Annotated in this window: 23 protein-coding genes; 10 read left to right on the forward strand and 13 right to left on the reverse strand. The window is 34.0% G+C overall.

What is annotated here, in order from left to right:
• Window positions 1–4: 4 nt before the first annotated feature.
• Entirely contained in the window at window positions 5–1789 is a 1785-nt protein-coding gene (aspS, locus tag PY770_RS04065) for an aspartate--tRNA ligase (protein WP_103429019.1), read from the reverse strand.
• 329 nt (window positions 1790–2118) lie between these two features.
• Here aspS and PY770_RS04070 point away from each other — a divergent pair, with 329 nt between their 5' ends.
• Window positions 2119–2964 (forward strand): N-acetylmuramoyl-L-alanine amidase family protein, encoded by an 846-nt coding sequence (locus PY770_RS04070; RefSeq protein WP_041817793.1) that lies wholly within the window; start codon window positions 2119–2121, stop codon window positions 2962–2964.
• Window positions 2965–3014: 50 nt separating this feature from the next.
• Here PY770_RS04070 and PY770_RS04075 read toward each other — a convergent pair whose 3' ends face one another.
• From PY770_RS04075 to PY770_RS04100, 6 genes are all read right to left on the reverse strand, one after another.
• A complete protein-coding gene (locus tag PY770_RS04075; RefSeq protein WP_103429018.1) occupies window positions 3015–3644 on the reverse strand; it encodes an HAD-IA family hydrolase in 630 nt (209 codons plus the stop codon).
• On the reverse strand, window positions 3644–4090 hold the full coding sequence (gene dtd / locus PY770_RS04080) for a D-aminoacyl-tRNA deacylase (protein WP_014082061.1): 447 nt from the start codon (window positions 4088–4090) through the stop codon (window positions 3644–3646). The genes PY770_RS04075 and dtd overlap by 1 nt, the downstream gene beginning before the upstream one ends.
• A gap of 13 nt (window positions 4091–4103) precedes the next feature.
• On the reverse strand, window positions 4104–6329 hold the full coding sequence (locus PY770_RS04085; protein ID WP_163600855.1) for a RelA/SpoT family protein: 2226 nt from the start codon (window positions 6327–6329) through the stop codon (window positions 4104–4106).
• 74 nt (window positions 6330–6403) lie between these two features.
• Entirely contained in the window at window positions 6404–7138 is a 735-nt protein-coding gene (locus tag PY770_RS04090; protein ID WP_056957761.1) for a 16S rRNA (uracil(1498)-N(3))-methyltransferase, read from the reverse strand.
• A 2-nt stretch (window positions 7139–7140) separates the two neighbouring features.
• The gene (gene prmA / locus PY770_RS04095; RefSeq protein ID WP_041817795.1) at window positions 7141–8019 is read right to left on the reverse strand and encodes a 50S ribosomal protein L11 methyltransferase; all 879 of its coding nucleotides are present in this window, start codon (window positions 8017–8019) and stop codon (window positions 7141–7143) included.
• A gap of 70 nt (window positions 8020–8089) precedes the next feature.
• Window positions 8090–8398, reverse strand: coding sequence for a hypothetical protein (locus PY770_RS04100; protein WP_103429016.1), 309 nt, complete (start codon window positions 8396–8398; stop codon window positions 8090–8092).
• 248 nt (window positions 8399–8646) lie between these two features.
• Between PY770_RS04100 and PY770_RS04105 the strand changes: the two genes are divergently transcribed.
• Window positions 8647–9918 (forward strand): ISL3 family transposase, encoded by a 1272-nt coding sequence (locus tag PY770_RS04105; RefSeq protein ID WP_275045807.1) that lies wholly within the window; start codon window positions 8647–8649, stop codon window positions 9916–9918.
• Window positions 9919–10008: 90 nt separating this feature from the next.
• On the opposite strand, the gene PY770_RS04110 is transcribed toward PY770_RS04105, so the two are convergent.
• Complete coding sequence (locus PY770_RS04110; protein ID WP_103429015.1) at window positions 10009–10398, reverse strand: VOC family protein; 390 nt, start codon at window positions 10396–10398, stop codon at window positions 10009–10011.
• 268 nt (window positions 10399–10666) lie between these two features.
• On the opposite strand from PY770_RS04110, the gene PY770_RS04115 reads away from it, so the two are divergent.
• Complete coding sequence (locus PY770_RS04115) at window positions 10667–10843, forward strand: hypothetical protein (protein ID WP_225362079.1); 177 nt, start codon at window positions 10667–10669, stop codon at window positions 10841–10843.
• A gap of 63 nt (window positions 10844–10906) precedes the next feature.
• On the opposite strand, the gene PY770_RS04120 is transcribed toward PY770_RS04115, so the two are convergent.
• Together PY770_RS04120 and PY770_RS04125 are read right to left on the reverse strand one after the other, a co-directional pair.
• Window positions 10907–12136, reverse strand: coding sequence for a serine hydrolase (locus PY770_RS04120; RefSeq protein WP_139554826.1), 1230 nt, complete (start codon window positions 12134–12136; stop codon window positions 10907–10909).
• 78 nt (window positions 12137–12214) lie between these two features.
• Window positions 12215–12829 (reverse strand): TetR/AcrR family transcriptional regulator, encoded by a 615-nt coding sequence (locus PY770_RS04125; RefSeq protein ID WP_275045808.1) that lies wholly within the window; start codon window positions 12827–12829, stop codon window positions 12215–12217.
• A gap of 194 nt (window positions 12830–13023) precedes the next feature.
• Here PY770_RS04125 and PY770_RS04130 point away from each other — a divergent pair, with 194 nt between their 5' ends.
• The 6 genes from PY770_RS04130 (at window position 13024) to PY770_RS04155 (ending at window position 16906) form a co-directional block, all read left to right on the forward strand.
• Window positions 13024–14205: a YhgE/Pip domain-containing protein gene (locus PY770_RS04130; RefSeq protein WP_163600852.1), complete on the forward strand. Its 1182-nt coding sequence runs from the start codon at window positions 13024–13026 to the stop codon at window positions 14203–14205.
• 93 nt (window positions 14206–14298) lie between these two features.
• Window positions 14299–14835, forward strand: coding sequence for a hypothetical protein (locus tag PY770_RS04135; protein ID WP_225362358.1), 537 nt, complete (start codon window positions 14299–14301; stop codon window positions 14833–14835).
• A 14-nt stretch (window positions 14836–14849) separates the two neighbouring features.
• On the forward strand, window positions 14850–15332 hold the full coding sequence (locus PY770_RS04140) for a hypothetical protein (protein ID WP_056957755.1): 483 nt from the start codon (window positions 14850–14852) through the stop codon (window positions 15330–15332).
• Window positions 15333–15415: 83 nt separating this feature from the next.
• On the forward strand, window positions 15416–15706 hold the full coding sequence (locus PY770_RS04145; RefSeq protein WP_163600851.1) for a LexA family protein: 291 nt from the start codon (window positions 15416–15418) through the stop codon (window positions 15704–15706).
• A 141-nt stretch (window positions 15707–15847) separates the two neighbouring features.
• On the forward strand, window positions 15848–16213 hold the full coding sequence (locus tag PY770_RS04150) for a hypothetical protein (RefSeq protein WP_163600850.1): 366 nt from the start codon (window positions 15848–15850) through the stop codon (window positions 16211–16213).
• 9 nt (window positions 16214–16222) lie between these two features.
• Window positions 16223–16906, forward strand: coding sequence for a hypothetical protein (locus tag PY770_RS04155; RefSeq protein ID WP_163600849.1), 684 nt, complete (start codon window positions 16223–16225; stop codon window positions 16904–16906).
• 273 nt (window positions 16907–17179) lie between these two features.
• On the opposite strand, the gene PY770_RS04160 is transcribed toward PY770_RS04155, so the two are convergent.
• Window positions 17180–18070 (reverse strand): IS3 family transposase, encoded by an 891-nt coding sequence (locus PY770_RS04160; protein WP_338148607.1) that lies wholly within the window; start codon window positions 18068–18070, stop codon window positions 17180–17182.
• Window positions 18071–18075: 5 nt separating this feature from the next.
• Window positions 18076–18327, reverse strand: a complete 252-nt coding sequence (locus PY770_RS04165) for a transposase (protein WP_075269600.1) — start codon at window positions 18325–18327, stop codon at window positions 18076–18078.
• Between the two features lie 27 nt (window positions 18328–18354).
• On the opposite strand from PY770_RS04165, the gene PY770_RS04170 reads away from it, so the two are divergent.
• Complete coding sequence (locus tag PY770_RS04170; RefSeq protein ID WP_395433287.1) at window positions 18355–18888, forward strand: site-specific integrase; 534 nt, start codon at window positions 18355–18357, stop codon at window positions 18886–18888.
• A gap of 80 nt (window positions 18889–18968) precedes the next feature.
• Here the strand turns inward: PY770_RS04170 and lepA are convergent, their stop codons facing one another.
• Window positions 18969–20792 carry a translation elongation factor 4 gene (gene lepA, locus PY770_RS04175; protein WP_168848116.1) on the reverse strand — a complete coding sequence of 608 codons (1824 nt, stop codon included), beginning with the start codon at window positions 20790–20792 and terminating at the stop codon, window positions 18969–18971.
• Window positions 20793–20861 lie beyond the last annotated feature (69 nt).

Raw genomic sequence — 20861 nt, forward strand, 5'->3', positions numbered from 1 at the left:
TTAATTATTTTTCTTTATCTGTCTTATTAATTGAAATACCTAAATCTTCCAATTGTTTTGGAGCAACAGCTGCTGGAGCACCTGTCAATGGCTCAACTGCCTTAGAGTTTTTAGGGAATGCAATCACATCACGAATATTACCTCGTTCAGCTAACAAACGAGCAAAACGATCAAGTCCAATTGCAAGTCCACCATGTGGTGGAAAACCATAGTCTAAAGCTCTTAAGAAGTAACCAAATTGTGCTTCTGCACTTTCTTTAGTAAATCCTAATGCTTTGAACATTTTTTCTTGAAGTTCACGGGTATGGATACGAATTGATCCACCACCCAATTCAAGACCATTTAAAATAATATCGTAACTTTGGGCATGTGCCTTATGTGGGTCTTCTCCGTCATTAAGGTAATGTTCATCACCTTCATTTGGCATGGTAAATGGATGATGTGCTGCTGTCCAACGTTGATCACCTTCGTCATATTCAAATAATGGCCAATCAACAACCCAAAGAAAATTAAATTTATCTTTAGGAATCATGTTTTGTTCTTCAGCAATAGCAACCCGTAAATAACCTAATGTATCGGCAACTACTTTAGCACGATCAGCAGCAAAGAGAATTAAATCGCCTGCTTTTGCACCTGTACGTTCTTCAATTGCTTTAATCTTTTCAGGATCCTTAAAGAATTTAGCAACTGGACCAGAAAATCCATCTTCTGTAACTTTCATCCAAGCTAATCCTTTAGCACCAAAGCGTTTTACATAGTCAGTATATTTATCAATTTCTTTTCGTGAATATTCACTAGCCCCACCAGGAACGGCAATCGCTTTTACTTGGCCGCCATCAGCTACAGCTGAACTAAATACTTTAAAATCTGAACCTTTAACGATATCAGATAAATCTTTCAATTCCATTCCAAAACGTGTATCAGGTTGGTCAGTACCAAAACGATCCATCGATTCTTGCCAACTGATTCTTTCAAATGGGAGTTTAACATCATAATCAAGAGTTTCTTTCATTACTCTCTTAATTAACCCTTCTGTAATATCTTGAATTTCTTCGGCACTCATGAAGGAGGTTTCAAGGTCGATTTGGGTAAATTCAGGCTGACGATCCCCACGCAAATCTTCATCACGGAAACAACGAGCAATTTGATAATAACGATCAAATCCTGCTCCCATTAACATTTGTTTAAATTGTTGAGGTGATTGTGGAAGAGCATAAAATGAGCCGGGATAAACACGAGAAGGAACTAAATAATCACGTGCACCTTCAGGGGTAGATACTGTCAAATCAGGAGTTTCAATATCTATGAAACCATGTTCGTCCAAATAACTGTGAGTAGCTTGAGAAATTCGATTACGTATCATTAGCCCCTTTTGCATATAAGGACGACGTAAATCTAAATAACGGTAATTCAAACGAAGGTCATCTGAAGCATTGGTATCATCTTTGATATCAAATGGAACTGGTTTTGATTTACTTAAAATTTTGGCATCATTTACATGAACTTCGACTTTTCCAGTAAATAAGTCAGGATTAATTTCCTTTTCTGAACGCGCTACAACTTTACCTTTAATTTCAATTACATATTCATTCTTCATTGCTTCTGCAACTTCGAATGCCTTTTTACTATCGCTAGCATTAAATACTAGTTGAACGATTCCTTCTCGGTCACGTAAATCAATAAAGATTAAACTTCCGAGGTTTCTTTTTTTAGCTACCCAACCATCGAGCGTAACTTCTTGGTCTAAAAATTTTTCATTAATTTGACCAGCGTATGCAGTTCTTCTCATAACTAAATTTCCCCTTTTTAATAAAAAAAGACCGTACTAAATTGCAACAAGGGCGCAATTAGCACGGTACCACCTTTTTTATTTCTTTTTATTATTTAATCTACACCTAGGTGTGTCTTCAATAGTTTCAATTACGCATTCCCATCTAACAGCGCTCTCTGATAATTGAATTATCTATCTACTAATCATCATAATCAGTGGAATATTCTCTTTAAGAATAATAACTTTTTCTAAAAAAGTCAAGATACTGACAAAATAATATATTTAATTAGTAACTTTTAATTAAATATATTATTATATGTTTAATCACGTTTTTAAAAGGATTAATTATGAAAATAAATATTAAAAATAAGCGTGGATTTACTTTTACCTTAATTGTTACTAGCATAACTTTATTAATTTTGATTATTTTATTATTGAGAAATAACGTTATGATTCATTGTAATAATTTACAAGTTAAAAGTGGTCCAAATATTTCTTATCAAACAACCGGTAAAATTAACGCTGGTACAAGAGTTCAAATCTTAAATCGTCAAGATAATTGGGACCGAGTAGTTTATGATCATAGTAAAATTGGTTGGATTCCTGACTGGTTAGTTAATAATAAAACCTTAAAAGAGGCTACCAACCTATCTGAAACAACTGTTGTTCTTGATCCAGGTCATGGAGGAAGCGATTCCGGTGCCCTTTCTACCGGAAATAATATGGAAAAAACATACACATTGCAGGTAGCAAAAAAGGCTGCTAAACAGCTTCAGGAAAAAGGAGCAAATGTTATTATGACAAGGGACAGCGACAAAACAGTTAGTTTATTTAGCCGTCCCAGCTTTTCGACAGATAATAATGCCAACTTATTTATTAGTTTTCATTTTGACTCATCTCCAGAAAACAATACTGCATCTGGATTTACCAGTTATTACTACCACAAGGGATTATCCTTAAAATTAGCCACGGACATTAATCGTCAAATGGAAAACATTCCTATTGATAATCGTGGTATTGAATTTGGAAATTTCTTAGTTATTAGAGATGTCAAAGTCCCTTCAATTCTTTTAGAAATGGGATACATCAATGACGATGATGACTTTAAACACATTGAAAACCAACAGTACCAAGAAACAGTAGCGCAAGATGTCGAAAATGGAGTTAATAATTATATAAATTCAACCTATTAATAAAAACCAGATTATAATCTCACAAAAGAGATAATAATCTGGTTTTTTTATTAAATATCTGTCATTAATTTTTGATAATCGTGAATTACAAAATCAGCATTATTTGTTTCAATTAAATAATCAGGATCAAACAAGATTGTCTTAACTGAGGCATTATTACCAGCAGTCATATCTAATTCTCGATCACCAATCATTGCCGTTTTTGATCTATTTAAATCTAATTTATGAATTAAATAGTTTAATGACTCAGGGTCTGGCTTTCTTTTTAACTGATTATCGCTAGTCACAAATCCCGTGAAAAAACGCTTTAAATCATATTTTTTTAGTAATGATAATGCCTGTTGGTTTCGATGCGTAAGCAAAGCATTTTGCCCGCCATTATCAATGATTTTTTGTAAATTACTTTTGACACCAACAAAGGGCTTAGCCAATTCCACTTCGTCTTGCTCAAATGATTTATAATCACTTAATAACTTATCCTTATCAATTCCAAATCTAGCACTGTATTTTGTAATTGCCGAACCAACTGAATGAACACGCATTTGTTCGTAAATAGCATCAGGATCAATTTCAAACTCACTAATTTTTTGTGCTTGGAGGGCTTTTCCAAAAGCCGTAACCATGAATGGATAGGTATCAAACAGAGTTCCATCAAAATCCCAAATTAAATTTTTAAGCATTATTTCACCTGATAATTCAATTCAAAAGTTGCTGGCCCATCATTTTCTAAATCAACTTGCATATCTGCTCCAAAAACACCAGTTTCAACTTTCAGGTTTTCATTTTCAAGAGCTAAATTAAATGCCTCATACATTTTTTTTGCTTCAGCTGGATCACCTGCTGCTTTAAATGAAGGTCGATTTCCATGTTCAAGCTCTGCTAAAAGTGTAAATTGGGAAACAGACAAAATTTCACCTTCAACTTGATGAATATTTAAATTCATTTTGCCATTTTCATCCTCAAAAACCCGCAATTTAGCAATCTTATTAGCCAAATAATCAACAGTAGCTTGATTATCATTTTTTTCTGACCCAACTAAAATCATAAATCCGTTTTCAATTTCACCATTAACCTGACCGTCAATTTTAACACTTGCATGATTAACTCTTTGAATAACTAATTTCACTTTATTTCATCCTTTATCCAAGTACCCGATGAACTTGTTTCACCCCAGATACCATTTTTATTGTATCAATTACCTCATGTAATTGTTTAAGATTTTTGATATTAATAATTACAACAATTGTTAAAGCAGTATCATCATGAACTTTACCACTAATTGAAGTTACTAAAGCTGGACTATTATTTAACTTTTTAACGACATCATTAAAAATTCCATTTCGATTATAAGAATCAATTTTAATTTTTGAAGGATAATTAACCAAATTATTATCCGAATTAGCCCAATGCGCATCAATCATTCTGCTTTTTTCTTCAGAATTAACGTTTGGACATCCGATTCGATGAATCGTAATTCCGCGTCCCTTTGTAATGTAACCTTCAATTCGATCACCAGGAAGTGGTAAGCAACAATGGCTCATTCTAACTAAAACATTGTCAATTCCTTCAATCACTACATTATCAGCCGGATTACTACCTTTTTTAACAGTAGATTCTTTGGTTGAAACCGTTTGATTTGTTTGTTCTAGTAAAGCCTTTTCTGCCTCATGTTGCTTGATTTTTTCTTGTTCACTTCTAATATCGCTAGTAAAACGATTTGCAACCCCTTGAACATGAATATCACCAAAACCAAGTGCGGCTAGTAAGTCTTCTTTAGTACGAAAATGTAGTTCATCTAAAACTCTTTTCCAGTTTTCAGAAGTCAATAAATCACCAGGAACGTAACCATTTTCTTCTAAATGAGTATTCAATACTTCAAGGCCGGATTTAATATCATCATCACGACCTTGCTTCTTGAAAAACTGATTGATTTTATGTTTAGCACTATTAGTATGAACTAAATCAAGCCAATTCTTTCCTGGACCAGTTGAGTTAGATGATGTAATAATTTCAACAATATCACCATTTTTAATTTGATAATCTAATGAAACCATTTTTCCATTTACTCGTGCCCCAGTTGTTTTATTTCCTACTTGCGTATGAATTACATAAGCCATATCAAGTGGCCCAGAGCCTTTAGGTAACTCTAAAACATCTCCTGCTGGAGTAAATGCATAAACATTATCAGTAAATAAATCACCTTTTACACTGTCCATAAAATCAGATGCATTATCAGTTTCTTCTTGAATTTCAATAATTCGTTTAAACAAATTTAGCTGAACTCCATCTTTATCACTTTTTATTTCTTCAGTCACACCTTGTTTATAAGCCCAATGAGCTGCAACCCCATATTCAGCAATTTGATGCATCTTGTGAGTTCGAATTTGAACCTCAAGTGGTTTACCTTCAGGGCCAATGACTGTAGTATGCAAAGATTGATACATATTTGGTTTGGGCATTGCAATGTAGTCTTTAAATCTTCCCGGAATTGGACGCCATTTTGCGTGGATTGCTCCCAAAACTGTATAACAATCTTTAATTGAATCAACTAAAACACGAATTGCCGAAAGATCATATATATCTTCAAACTTTTTATGCTTATCAACCATTTTTTTATAAATTGAGTAAATATGTTTTGGCCGTCCATAAATATCAGCATCAATATGAAAATTTGCAATGGCTTTTTTTACTTCTTCGATTGCATTAGCAACATATGCTTCTCGTTCATTTCTTTTTGATTTCATAGAATGAGCAATTTCATAATATTCATTAGGCTTTAAATAACGTAATGACATATCTTGGAGTTCCCACTTGATTGTCCCCATCCCGAGTCGATCAGCAATAGGTGCATAAACATCAATCGTTTCTTCCGAGAACTTTCTTTGTTGTGCTTCGTTTCCAAGTGATTCTAAAGTATCCATATTATGCATTTGATCAGCCAATTTAACAATCATGACTCTGATATCTTTACACATTACCAAAAGTAATTTTCGATAATTTTCTGCCAGCTGTTCTTTGTTAGATTTATATTTAATTTTACTAATCTTTGTGACACCATCTACAATTAAAGAAACGTTACTGCCAAATTCATTCTCTACATCAGAAAGTTGAACGTTACTATCTTCAACTACATCATTTAAAAATCCAGCTGTAATTGTTTCATAATCCATATTTAGTCCAGCTAAAATTCCCGCTACTTGTGTTACATGTGAGAGATAAGTGCCACCAGATGAACGACGTTTATCTCCATGAGCCTTTTTTGCAAATTCATATGCATGTTTGATTGTGTTAACTTGTTCATCATTCATACTTTCTGAAACCTTTGCAAAAATTTCATCGGGCGTCCACGTTTTTAAGCTTGCCATTCATTACATCTCCTCACTTTTTTCTTTTTAAAATATTTTAGTTCGTAAATAAAACTATTTTAAAAACAATTATATCATTTTAGTTCGGAAAGTGCAGACACAGCACTCAAAAAATAGAGTGGTGCTGATTCGGTTCGTAAAATTCTTGGTCCTAATCCAACTAAGGTAAAATTCATATCTTTCAATTTTGAAATTTCATCGGGCGAAATCCCACCTTCTGGTCCAAAGAAAGCTAACAATTTTTCTCCTTTATCCAAAGAATTAACCACTTTAACTAAATTACTACTTTCTCCGTGTTTAGCTGACTCTTCGTAAGCGACTACTTTTTGGTTTGCTGGAATTTCACATAATTTATTTAATCCATCCAAATACATAACTTTTGGAATCAAATTACGATGCGATTGTTCGGCAGCACTTTTTGCAATTTTTTGAAGACGATCTACTTTTTTCACTGCTTTTTGATTCCATTTAGCAACCGACCAATCAGTAGGTAGAAAAATGATTGTGTTAACGCCCATTTCAGTGGCCTTTTGCACAATCAATTCTGCCTTACCGTTTTTGGGTAGTCCACAAGCAATTGTCACTGCAAAAGGTAATTCCACATTATGCTCAATTTTTTTGATAAGTTCAATTTTTCCATTTTGCTCATCAATCAATTCACCAATATAGATGAGCTGGTTATTTGCTACAAACTCAGCCTTGCTTCCTTTTTCAGCCCTCATTACGCGTAACCAATGTTTCTTGATTTCAGTTGGTAATTCTAATTGATCACCAACTTCTAATGATTGATTTAAAAAATAATGTTGCATGATTATTCCCCTTTTGTAGCAATAATTGACCGCCAATTATCAACTTCTGTTACTTGATTAATTTTAAATCCATTTTCTTTTAAATTTTTAAGCATTATTTCCAATTTATCAGCATAAATTCCCGCAGTAATAAATTTTCCGCCCTTATCTAAATGTTCAACTGCTTGAGGAATCAATGGTAAAAGCACGTCTGCTAACATATTTGCGACAATTACATCCGCTTTTCCATTAATTCCGTCCAACAAACTGTTAACACTCACTTTGATATTATTCATCCCTGGATTTAAAGCAAAATTTTTCTTCGTTGCTTCAACTGCAATCGGATCATTATCCCAAGCTTCAATTTGATTAGCACCTAATTTACGGGCTGCAATACTTAAAACACCTGAACCAGTTCCAACATCAAATAGTTTTTCTCCCCCACGCAAAGTCATTTCTAAGGCTTGCATTGCCATTTTTGTGGTTGGATGAGTTCCAGTTCCAAATGCCATTCCAGGATCTAGTTTAATGATTAACTGATCAGATTCTTTGCTTTGATAATCTTCCCAAGCTGGAACAATCGTTAAATAACGTGTGATTCGTTCAGCATGATAATAATCTTCCCAATTATGTGCCCAGCTTTTTTCTTCAATATCACTAATTACTACTTCTACATTTCCAGGATTCAAACCAAAATCAATTAATTTTTTAGTTTGAGTTTCAACATCTTTTTTTATTTTTTTAATATCAACATCATCAGGAAAATAGGTAATCACGGTTGCGTTGCCATCATTTTTAGCATCGTCAATTTGAATGCCTTGTGCATTTTGTTCCATTAGGATATTTGAAACTGCAGGAACTGCTTCTTGAGTTGTTTTAACTTTAATTTCAATTAAATTCATAAATTTTTCCATTCCTAATCTAAAAAATCAATAATTACAAAAAATGCACCCATATTTCAGGATGCATTCTCTACTTATCTAAACCTAATCGCTCGACTTTTTCTTCATGATACTCTAAATGAGATTTAAGATACTTCATTAAACTAAGTTCAGTTTTAAAAATTCGTGGATGTTTTTGTTTATGGAGACGTAAATCAATTTCTTTAATTTTTTGTCTTCCCGTCCATCCGTGTCCGTAGCGAATAATAATTCGATTATTTAATTCATCTTTTCCAAATCGAAAAATGTAAACACTATCTGGAGTCATAAGTGGTCTAATGTACCCTTTTTTATAATGATAACCGTTATCACGTAAAAATTGCTTAGTAATTGCTAACATGTTATCCCTCCATTCTTTTATAATTTCGTAGCCAATTTCTTTTCTATATTAAATACTACTGGAGAGCTGTAAAAATGGCAAGTCTTGGCATAAAAAAAGGTTCTACAATATCTGTTGTTGGTAATAGATTTTCATCTATTACTGATGACAGATTTTTTATTTATGGCTAGAATAAAAAAGCGGACATTTCCTGTCCGTTCATCCAAGTCAACCACCACGAAGATTTTTCAGAAAGAAGGAAATGCCCTATGTGTAATGATACTACAAAATTATTATTAGGAATAGCTGACGAGAACCTAAAAATTACTGACGGTGAAACTGGAGAAGACGGGGTTATTCGCTTAACTGGCCACTTGGATTACACGCCGAAGGCTTGTCCCAAGTGCGGGATTATCAATGATCAAAAGATTATTAACTACGGCTGGCGCAATACCACTATCAGATTCTCGAAGGTTCTGAGCAACACCGTCATCTTAGCCTTAAAGCGCCGCTATTTCCACTGTAAAGAATGTCACGGCAACTTTCTTGCACAAACAGTGACAGTTCCGAAACACTGTACAATTTCAAACACCAGCCGCAAAGAATGCCTAGAGAAGCTCGGTGAACCGGTCTCTTTGAAGCACATTGCCAATGAAGTATCGGCATCAGATTCATTTGTGGGCCGCCAGTTAATGCGCGCTGAACGAGACTTTCAAACCAATTGGCACTATTTACCAGAGATCATCTTAATGGATGAGGTGAAGAGTACCAAGAGCGCTACTGGTACCATGAGCTTTGAGTTCATGAATGGCGAAACCCATGAATTAATCGACTTACTCCCTTATCGAACCATCAATAAACTAGAGAAGTATTTTTACCGCTTCGATCAAGCTGCCCGAGAAAACGTCAAAATTATTGTGACTGATATGAATTATACCTACCCCAAGCTTGTGCAGACCGTGTTCCCCAATGCCATGGTGGTCATGGACAAGTTTCATATTATCAACGCCCTAAATCGGGCGTTTAACAAAACCAGAATCAAGGTGATGAAGAAGTTTACCCCGTCTTCTCGCGAATTTCACGCCCTTAAGCGCTACTGGAAGCTGTTGTTAGTACCAACTGAACAGCTTAACTTTGAACAATTCAAAAAGTGGACTAATTTTCCTTACTGGATGGCTGCCACCGATGTTGTCCATCAGCTGTTATCGTTGGATTCAGAACTAGAACAAACTTATCAAGTCTTAAACAGCGTCCGGTCAGCTGTCCAACATCAAGATTGGCATAACTACAATGCGGCATTTTGGAATAACAAAACGTATTCTGAAGAAATGAAGAACACGATTAAAACACTTGAAAGCCATCATGATGAGATTCGTAACACCTTTACCACACACTATTCAAATGGTCCTTTGGAAGGTTCTAATAATAAAATCAAGGCGATCAAACGAGCCAGTTTTGGCTATCGCAGCTTCTGGAGGTTTAGAACTCGAGTACTATACGTTTTCAAAATCAAAACAAAAAGAGCCCTAATCACGAAGTGATTAGAACTCGAAATATGGATTCACCAACAACAGTTGACGAAGAGCCTAAAAAAAGCAGGCGTGTGTATCCACGCCTGCTTAGAAATTAATTTATTTAACAATTTCACAAAATTCAATTTTTTCGTGGTTAGGTCCATAAATATTAAAGAAACGAATTCCTTTTTCCCAGAATGGACGTGTTTGGATTTCAGTATCAATAAGATTTAATCCCATAGCTTTTGCTTCTTTTAATGCAGCATCAGCATCAGTAGTATTTAATGAGATATGGTTAATAGCACCATCAACATCAGCAATCTTATCGCCTTCCCAGGTTTCAATCATAAGGTTTCCATATTTCATGAATGCACAACGAGCATCATTGTACATAAATTCACCAGCTAATTCGAAACCTAATTTTTCATAAAAAGCCTTTGTTTCATCTAAATTTCCTGCGGGAATAGCAACGTGTTGAATTCCAGTAAAGTAGTTATCTAAAGCCATAATCGTATCTCCTCAGTAATTATTATTTATATGTGAATATCTTAACACTTTTATTATAAAGCACTTTTTAGAATTAATAAAGCATTTTCATTCATTGCATTTAAAAAGCTAAAACCTTACTTTTTGCTCATTATACCGTTATAATTGAAATATTATATGTAAGGAGGATTTTATAACGTTAGTAAATGTTCCGTTTGAAATTAAAGCCGACGGTATTCATGATTTAAAAGCCATTCAAGTTGAATTACCTTCTGGTGAAGTAGCTGAATTGGATGCAGTTACTCTTGATGATATTAATCGTGATCATGAATATCTTTTAATTCTTAAAAAAGATCCAAAACATGAAATTGGTAATATCGGTGATAGTATTTCATTTGATGAATTTGGCGAAAAAAACTCTTTCCCCAAAAACCAAGACTTAGTATTCATGGCTATTCCAAGATAAAAATAGTCTATTAATTTAAAAAATCTGGTAACAATTTTTTATAATTGTTACCAGATTTTTTATTTAAAATAAATTAACTAATTTACGATACCAGCTTACAATCATCCAAGTTTTATCAACATTATTTTTTGAAACATACTTAATGTTGGATTGTTTTCCGATGAAATCATTATAAGTTTTTTCTTTAAACTTAAAAGTTTGCGTTCCAACAAGATCATTTTTCTTTAAAGGAGCACTTAAATCATCCGTTTGTTTAAAGTTTATTCTAAGATCTTTTTGCTTAAAATTATTAGGTGCAAATATTAAGGTTGTAATTTTTTGCTTAATTGCAATTTCTCCAGACTTTGTATCAGCATTATCAATTTTAGTTTTCTTAATTGAATTGTTAATTGTTTCAGTACTTGCATTTGCTTGATTCATCATACTCTCAGTACTTAAAAATGGTGAAGCGTGACGACTATTAAAGATAACCGTAATCACTGGTTGATTTTTTAAAGTCGCAAAACCCACAAAATTATATCCTTTAAGATAAGTTCCAGTTTTTAAACCTTTGAATCCGTAGTTAGAGTGTCCAAGCAGTCCAATAGTTGTATTAATTTGTTGTTTTCCCCCATTAATACTAGGAAAACTTGTTTGGGTCAACTGAGTTGTGTTTAAAACATTAGGATATTTTGCTAAAAGTTTTGAAGCTACAATTGCTACTTCACGAGCTGAAAGTTTATTTTCGGCACTTTTACTAACAGACTTATCTTTTAATTGCCCCATATCTCCATTACATAATCCACTAGCAGAATAAATTTTAACGTTTTTGATTCCCCAAGAATTTAATAATTTTTCGGCATCCTTATAGTAATTAGCTTGAGAGCCACTTACTTTTTCTGCTAAAGCCATTGCTGCTGAATTAGATGAAGGCAACAATGCTGCTTTTTCTAAATCATCAACCGTATATTTATTTTGCTTATTCATGGCGACGTTTGCGACTCCTGAATCTTGACTAAATTTTAAAATATTATCAGGAATTTTAATAACATCTGTTCGCTTTAATTTTCCTTGGTGAATCTGTTGCTCAACCATGTAAATAACTAATAGCTTACTAATTGAAGCAATTGGATAACGTTTTTGATCATTTTTGCTGGCAATTACTTGTCCAGTATTTTTATTTACCAAAATTGCCGCTTTTGATTGAACATTAGGCGTAAAAATCGCTGCTTTAACAGATATGCCAGTATTCAAAACAAAAAAAGCTCCAAGTACTGCTAAAATCAACTTTATCTTTTTCGTATTAAATTTCATAACTATGTAATTCTCCTATATTAAACTATGTTTACTTATATCATAGGCTTTTTAATGCTCAATTTGTACCACTCCTGCCTACTTTTTCATCAGTGACTTATAAACTGTATTCATCGGTCCATCAATTAAGAGTTGCAAAAAAGTATTCTTAATCATTTGATGAGGAATCGCTGGATGCTCGACTGCATAAATGATAATTGCCATATCGGATGCCACAATGAAATCAATTGCCAGATCGGTATTTAGATTATTAAAATTTTCACTCCCATTTCGACTAATTTTCTTCCATGTATTTTTAATTTTTGTTAATAACATTTCTGCTAACTGATTATGAAAACTAGGATCACCATTTTTACTCAAAATAATAGCTAATTTAGAACGATTTTCTAATATTATATCTAGTAAAACATCAATATAATTTTCCAAATTTTCAGCTAGTTCATCAATCGAGAAACTTTTTTCGATCCGCTTATTTGAAATGGAAAAAAATTTACTGAGTAAGTCAGCTTCAATTTTTTCTAAGACTAAATACTTATCAGCAAAATGACGATAAAAAGTTGAACGATTGATATCAGCCGTTTTACAAATTTGGTCAGTAGAGACTTTAGCAAATGGTTTTGCTGTAATTAATGACAATAAGGCATTGCTAATTTTTTGATCTGTTTGATTAAGCTTATGTTGATACTTCGGCATCTTAATCCCCCAATGAAAATGCAACAGTTTCGTGCATTTTAATGCTTACTTCCCTTTACCAAGCAGTATATGCTTAACTAAGTAAAAAGCAACTAACTGTTTCTTTTATTCAAAGGAGGAAGTCTCATGAAACGAATTTTAAAAATAAGTTTTTCGCATTTGCAGTTTTAGCCACCCTTTTAGTCACTTTAATTATGACTTTAGCCCAATTGCCAACGGCTAAATCCACAATCCAAAATGTACCCGTTGGCATTGTGAATCAAGATCAAGGTCTAATCGGAAAAAGCCTAACTAACAAAGCTATGCATAATAAAACTAAAGCAGCTCATGCAGATCATCCCATGTTCAAATGGTATGAATACAAAACGGTTAAAGCAGCTAATCATGCCCTTAGCTTTAATGGTAACTATGCCACCGTTATTATTCCCAAAGATTTGTCCCAATCAGTACAAACGGTTGGTCAAACTGGACAAAAGTCCACCGTTAAAATTGTCATTAATCAAGGACGAAATCATACTTTAGCCACTAACGTTAGCTCAGTTTTAACTAGTCTATTTAATAAGGTAGGAACTTCGATTGGAACTGGTGTTTTAGCTAAAATGGCAGCCCTTAATCTTTCAGTACCAGACAGCAAAGCCGAAGCAATTGCGAACCCGATTAACGTCAAAACTTCAATCGTACATTCCACTAAAAACTTAGAAGCCGCTAGCTCAGTTTTCTTTCAACCAATCTGGATCACGAGTTTAGTACCCACTATGCTGCTTTACTTTGCCAGTCGTGCCTTTCAACCAAAACATAAAAAAGATGTCTTAGCTTTTAAAGGAACCGTGGTCGGAATTGTTGCACTGCTATCTCTAATCGTTGGATTTGTAAAAACTTTCTACGTTAGCCAATTCTTAGGTTATCATTTCCCTGATAGTCCCCTCATCTCGCTTTTCTTAGCAATTGCGACCTTCGCCTTTATCATGTTATTTTTAGCAAAACGAATTACTAAGAAAATTTATTGGGCCAATAAATTGTGGATTTTCACCATGTCGTTAATTCCTGTGGCAGCTGCTTGGGTTGATCGCTACATTGCCTATCCCGGACCAGAAATTTTTTATCTTTTAGTTTTTATTGCTTGGAGCTTAGCTTACTTCTACTTAAGTTATGCAATTGTAAACCAATTAAAACAAGATGGTGATCTCAAAGCATATCAAAAAATAACCGGAATGTTTATTTATCGTTTTATCAGAAGTTACTGGTTTATTTTATCTGTGATTGTCACTTTAATTGGCATCTACATTTATCCACCAATTGGACTTGCCCTTGGCTTAATCGAATTAATTGTTAATGGAATTAAAACAAATGCCGATAGTGATAATCTCCAAAAATAATTGGTGCAAAACACATTGGAATGCCCCCAATGTGTTTTTATTATGGCTGAATGTATTATAATTAAGGTAATCGAAGAGTAGGAGAAACAATCTATGAAAATTAGTTTAGTAAATCCAGTAACTAATCAAATCAAGCGAGCAAAAATCGGTTTCTCTTGGATCACCTTTTTCTTTGGATTTTGGCCAGCATTATTTCGTGGCGATTGGCTTTGGTTTATCATTATGTTCGTTACTGAGACGATGTTGGGTTATCGTACCTATGCGTTTGGCTCACTAATTGTGGGAATTGTATTTGCCTTTATTTACAATAAGTTGTACATTAATGGCTTATTAAATAAAGGTTGGGTTGCGGCAGATGCTTATTCAAATAATAACCCAGCACAAACTCAATCATCAAATGATGATAATTATCAGTCAACCTCAACATCAACTGATAACCAGTCCGATGATTCAAATAGTTCTTTGGATAACGAAGACAATAAGGTTAAAAATCAAGTTAATTCAGTTACTGATAAGACGGATAATAAATCTAAGCAAGATAGTAATTCTAATCCTTCAACGACGACTAGTAATGCTAACAATAATTCATCTAAAAATGATAACAATCAATCTAACCCTACTAATAACTAAACGAAGGAGCAATTATGAAAAAATCAGCAATTCTATTTTCAACCGTATTAATCAGTTTAAGCTTAGCTGCTTGTGGTTCAAAAAAAGAAACTAGTCACAAAGATACCAAACCCAAAACAGAAAAAGTTGAGAAAATATCAAAGGAACATACACCTAATCCAAAAAAACTCCCCAAACATAAAGATGTAAATGATTTTGCAGCCAAAGAAGGTAAAACTCCGGCTGCCTACCTTCATGAAAACGAAAATTTAAGTGTGAAGAAATCATTACAAGTTTTACCTAATAAGGACAAAACACCTCAAGAAAAACAAACACAACAAATTCTTAACAATCCAAGTAAATACAAAGATCAACCTGCTCCTGCTCCAGTAAAAGAAACGCAAAACAACACTAATCAATCTGGTACAACTAGTAATAATGATCCGGATAATAATTCAAACATTGATGCTTTAAATATTTATAAACACCCTGAAATCTATTCAAACCGTGGATTTTAATGTGCTTTATAGCTTGATTTTAGTTTAATGTAAATTTAGCTCTGTATAAAAGTAGATTATTATGAAAAAGACGTTTTTAAAAATTGCTGCAATTAGTATTATTTCCGTATCTGGAGTGGCAACATTTAATATTATTCAACCAACAACCTACGCACAAAGTAAAAAAACATTTTCTAAAAATGTACAAGGAAAATGGACAAATAGCAGCAATACTATTAGAAGATGAAAACACTGCTACTTTAAAACGAATTAAAAAAACAAAAACCAATGTAATTCTTATGCCAGATAACCCATCATATGACCCAATTGTTTTAAACGAAGATAGACCTGGGCGCATTTTAGGTATCGTAAAAATGGAAATGAAAAGATTTTAAAAAGCCACATAAATTGCGTGGCTATTATTTTACTGTTGTATCTTAATGAATAATTAAACTTATTAAAAGAAAGTTAATTTACGTCCAAAACTGATCGACGTTAAAAGCTGAAATTTATATTTTATAGGAGGCTGTTTTTTTATGAAAACAACAAAATTAGTAGTAGGTATTTTAATGATTGTATTAGCGGTAATTATCGCTCTTCAATCAATGGCAGCAGGTTTAGGAAATGCGATGAGTAATAATGGTGAAACATCTGGTAGTTTAGGTTTCTTACTTGCAATTTTTTATTTAGTTGTAGGTATCGTCTACTTATCAACTAAAAAAGCTAAAAAATTAGCAGCTGACATCATCAATGCCGTAATTATGGCTCTTGGTTGGTTAATGGCTATTAACGGTGCTGGAAGTTACGGAGACTTAAACGTCTGGGGTTGGTTAGGTTTAATCATTGGACTAGGTTTCTTAATTTGGCATTATCTTAACTTAAGAAAACAAAAAGAAGCTTAGGAGTTAATAATGCAAAAACCTATTTACAAACAATGGTGGGCTTGGTTAATTGCAATTATTTTATTAATTGGAATTATTTCAATGTTTACAAATAAAGATAAATCTACAAAAACTACTGATAATTCAACTAAAAGTAGCTTAAGCTCATCAAATACTTCTAAAAAATCACCAAAAGATTTAATTAGTATTAACAAAAATATGATTAAAACACCTAAAGGATCAATTGAAGTTATCAAAGAAGCTATCGGTAAGACAACAGACGGTAAAGACGGAGTTATCTTAATGTATAAAATTACTAATAACAGTAACGAAGAATTAACTCCAAAACAAATTCTTTCTGGTAATCAAATTTCAGTATATGAAAAAAACGCTAAATCAGATAAACCTGCCGAAGAATTCTTTGGAGCAACAGACTTTCAAGATTTAAGTGATTATTCTAATGATTCAACTATGAATATTAGCGATGCTATTAGTAATGATAACGATAATTGGGATAAAACCAAAATCCAACCACACCAATCAATTACTATGAGTGATGGTAAGTTATGGAAAATGGATAATTCAAACGATTCAGAAATTAAAGTGACTGATTCAATTAACGATATTGATGAAAATGTTATTAACAAAGGTAAAAATAGTTATAAAATTTCTTCTCCAGTAGAAAAAATTGATATTACTAAGTGGAATGGCTAACATTTCTAGTACCCTATTTGGAATTCAAAACGGTTCGACTCCGTTTTGGGGTTTTGTAATAATTTACGTTTAAATCTGATCCACGTTAAAAGCTGATAGGAGAATTTTTATGAATAAAAATGAGAGTCCTGTATTTACAAAATGGTGGTATTGGATTGAAGTCAATATTTGAGACAGGTTTTAAGAGACATTCAGAACCGCGTTTACCTTCCACAGCTCAAATAAATCATTAATCGTGATTAATAACTTATTTGAACCATAGAAAGCATTAAATCAGGCGGCCATTTGGCTCGTAAGTGTTGCGATTTCAACTTGTAAGGGGGTCTGGTAGCCCAGTGAACTATGAATTCTCTTCCTATTGTAGAAAGCATGCACATATTCAAAAAGGACAGCAGCGGCAGTTTCATAATTCTCAAAGACCGGCACTGGATAAACACATTCCTTTTTGAGGGAAGCATGAAAAGATTCCATTGGTGCATTATTGTATGGACACCCCTTACGGCTGTAAGAATGGCGGATATGTAGTTCTGTTAACCGTTGGTTGTAATCATCGCTGGTGTACTGTGATCCTAAGTCTGTGTGGATAATCAGGTCCCCAGTAATGGTTCGATTTTTAACCGCACTTTCCAGGGTCTTTAAGACTAAATCAGTATCCATCTTTTTTGAGAATGAATAGCCGATAATTCGTCGTGAGTGCAGATCCATGATGGTTGATAAGTAACACCAGCCATTACGCTTCGTTTGAATATAGGTCATATCAGCGGTCCATTTTTGATTTAAACCAGTGGTCGAGAAATCCTGCTTAAGCAAGTTGGGACGCTGTTCAACCTTGGTTTTGGAAGCCGAAGCCGCTTTCCACTTATTGACGGTAACGGAGTGGATATCCAGTTCCTTCATGAGCCGGGAAATCCGTCGTGGACTGCACCGAAGCTGCAGTGGTTGAAGTTCCAGATTCAATTCATGGTGGATCTTCATAACACCGTATCGCTGCTTAAATTCCGCAAAGATTCGTAGAATCCGTTGTTTCAAGTCCGCATCTTTGGCCCGGCGTTTTGAAGGTTTGGGGGATCGATAACGATAATACTGAGCTCTGGAAACACCGAGGATTCGGCACATCTTGGTTACCTGGTGGTGATGGCTTTCTTGGTGAATGTAATCAAAGATATTGGTTACTTCTGTGCAAGGAAGCCCAGGGCTTTTTTTAGGATTTCGTTCTCCTCAGACAGCGAAGCCAGTCGCTTTTCCATCGCTTTGATTTCGTCTGGCGATTTATCGGATTGAGTTTTGGCCTGGCCCTGGATCCACTTATGAACGGTTGAATAGCCAATGCCATATTCTCTGGCCAGTTGGGCGGCTGATTCGCCTTGTTTATATAGGTTGATGATGTTTTGTTTGAATTCTTTGTCGTAACGAGTTGGCATGTAAAAATTCCTTCCTTTTGAGAGACGATTTATTCATTATACGCTCTCTTAAAAGTTGTCTCAGGAATCAGCTTACATCCAAATCGAGTGATAAATGTTAGACATACTATGATTGATATTAAACACCATCGTGTTGAAATAACAACACCAAAAACTCCAGCTAGAAATCGTGATATTCATTTTGGTGAAACCTTATATAAGGAATTAATTAAATTTAAGTTATTCCAAAACAATAACAAAATGTTATTTAAGAAATATAAAAACAGTGATTTAGTCTGTACAAAATCAGATGGTAGTTTAATTTCCCCTAACACAATTAAATATCATTGCGACAAAATCTCTAAAGAATTAAATATTGAATTTCATTTTCATATGTTAAGACATACTCACGCAACTTTATTACTGGAGCATGGAGCTATGCCAAAAGAAGTTCAAATTAGACTTGGACATTCAAAATTAGAAATAACAATGAATACCTATGTTCATATTACCGAAAAAACAAAAAAACACACCGGGGGTATTTTCGAAGAAATTAATCAAGAAAATAACTCTAGCATGTAATTTTGACGACTTTTTAAAAACTTTTTCGGCAAATTATCGGCAAATCAGATATTTTAAAATTTAAAAATGTTAACAAATGCCTATTTACCAGGTTTTTGCTCCTCGTCATTTTGTAAAACTGCCATAAACGCAGCCTGCGGTACTTCAACTTTCCCAACTGATTTCATCCGCTTTTTACCTCGTTTTTGCTTATCTAAAAGCTTAGCACGACGATCAGGATCACCGGTATGAATCTTAGAAGTAACATCTTTTCGATAAGCTTTAATGTTAGTTCTGGCAATAATTTTAGCTCCAATGGCAGCTTGAATTGGAATTTCAAAGTTTTGTCGTGGGATAATTTCCTTTAACTTGCCTACAATATCACGACTACGTTCATCGGCGAATTGTTTATGAGCAATAAAACTCAAAGCATCCACTTTGTCACCGTTCAATAAAATATCAACTTTAACTAAATCACTTTGACGATAACCATCCACATCATAATCAAGCGATGCATATCCGTGAGTACTTGATTTCAAACGATCAAAGAAGTTAAAGATAATTTCTGATAATGGCATTTCATAGATTACATTTACCCGTGTATCATCCAGGTACTCCATTGTGACAAAATCACCTCTCCGTGATTGACAAAGTTTCATGACAGCTCCAACGTAATCGTTTGGAACCATCAATGAAGCTTTAACATACGGTTCTTTAATGTCTTTAATTGCAGATGCATCTGGCATTTCTGAAGGGTTTTCCACTTCAACAACACTTCCGTCACTCATATCGACTTGATAAGTAACTGATGGAGCTGTCGTGATTAAATCTAAATTGAATTCTCGTTCTAATCGTTCTTGCACAACATCCATATGCAATAAACCTAAAAATCCACAACGAAAACCAAAGCCTAAAGCTTGTGATACTTCAGGTTCAAATTCCAAAGCAGCATCATTTAACTTCAATTTTTCTAAGGCTTCTCGTAAATCTTCAAATTTAGCGTTATCGGTTGGATAAAGTCCCGCGTAAACCATTGGCATCATTTCGCGATAACCTGGTAGTGCTTCTGCAGTCGGATTATTCGCCTTGGTAACCGTATCACCAACTCGAGTTTCATTAATGTCTTTGATACTAGCGGTAATATAACCAACATCTCCAGCCATTAAATAGTCACGAGGAATTGGATGAGGCGAGTTCACTCCAACTTCGGTAACTTCGTATTCACTACCACTATTCATTAAACGAATTCTATCTCCCGCTTTAACAACTCCATCATAAAGTCGCACACTTAAAACTACTCCGCGATAATCATCATAAATTGAATCAAAAATCATGGCTTTTAGTGGTCCTTCAATATCACCTTGAGGAGCGGGAATGAATTTTACAATTTTTTCAAGTAATTTATCAACGTTTAAGCCACTTTTAGCACTTACTTCAACGGCATTACTCGTATCAATTCCAATCACATCTTCGATTTCTCGTTTAACTCGTTCTGGTTCAGCTGATGGCAAGTCAACTTTATTAATTACTGGTAAAATTTCCAAGTCGTTTTCCAGTGCTAAATAGACGTTAGCTAATGTTTGCGCTTGAACACCTTGAGTAGCATCAACCACTAACAAAGCCCCTTCACAAGCTGCTAAACTACGTGATACTTCATAAGAAAAATCAACGTGTCCCGGAGTATCAATTAAATGAAAAACATAATCGATTCCATCTTTTGCATGGTAAGTTAATTCAACCGCATTTAATTTAATCGTAATTCCACGTTCACGTTCCAAATCCATGTTATCTAACAATTGAGCTTTCATTTCTCGTTTAGAAACCGTATCTGTCATTTCTAGAATTCGATCAGCTAAAGTAGATTTACCATGATCAATATGAGCAACAATTGCAAAGTTTCTAATTCCCTTTTGTTTCTCTTCCATTTTTTGATAATCCACGTTTTTTCCTACTTTCTAAATTCGTTCATTCTCACCCATCTAAATTATACCAAT

The sequence above is a fragment of the Fructilactobacillus sanfranciscensis genome (assembly GCF_029023685.1).
Lineage (GTDB): Bacteria > Bacillota > Bacilli > Lactobacillales > Lactobacillaceae > Fructilactobacillus > Fructilactobacillus sanfranciscensis.